The sequence below is a fragment of the Mycobacterium sp. DBP42 genome (genome assembly GCF_005924235.1).
Lineage (GTDB): Bacteria > Actinomycetota > Actinomycetes > Mycobacteriales > Mycobacteriaceae > Mycobacterium > Mycobacterium syngnathidarum.
The window spans coordinates 1-645 of the sequence record NZ_VCMY01000106.1 but is presented as its reverse complement, the minus strand read 5'-3'; the positions used below and the strand labels follow the sequence as shown (position 1 = coordinate 645).

Below are 645 nucleotides of genomic sequence, written 5' to 3'. Positions count from 1 at the left end.
CCACGATCTGGGCCAATGTCGATGCTGTTGACGGGGCGGCATTGGATCAGCGTTTGGATGCGTTGGCGGACACGGTGTGTGAGCACGATCCGCGCACCCATGAGCAGCGGCGTGCCGATGCGATCGGGCCGCTGGCCCGGCTGGAAGCTCAACTGCCGTGCCGGTGCGGGCGCCAGGATTGCGCGGCGGCTCAGAACCGGGCAGCTGCGGATGCGGCGGTGGTGCACGTGCTGGCCAACCAATCCACGGTGGACGGGACTTCGAACGATCCGGGGTATCTGCCCGGGTACGGCATCGTGCCCGCCGAGAGCGTGCGCAAGGTGGCGGCTACCGCCAAGATCAAACCCGTACCCTTGCCGGTGCCAGCCGAGCCCGGCGAGGCGGCCGAATCCGCCGAGCGTGCGGTGGCCGAGGATCCCGCCGGTGTGGGTGAGCCAGGGTATCGCCCCTCGGCGGCACTGTCGGAGTTCATCCGGTGGCGTGATCTGACCTGCCGGTTCCCTGGTTGTGACGCCCCAGCCGAACGCTGCGACATCGACCACACCGCGCCCTGGCCCGCCGGGCCGACGCATCCGTCGAACACCAAGCTGTACTGCCGGGCCCATCACCTGGTCAAAACTTTCGTCAAGGGCTGGACGGACCGTC

1 protein-coding gene is annotated in these 645 nt (G+C 68.5%); it reads left to right on the top strand.

The genetic code is table 11. The features are described 5' to 3' along the window. On the top strand, nt 1-645 hold a 645-nt coding region (locus tag E0T84_RS31585; protein WP_138746427.1), incomplete at both ends, for an HNH endonuclease signature motif containing protein.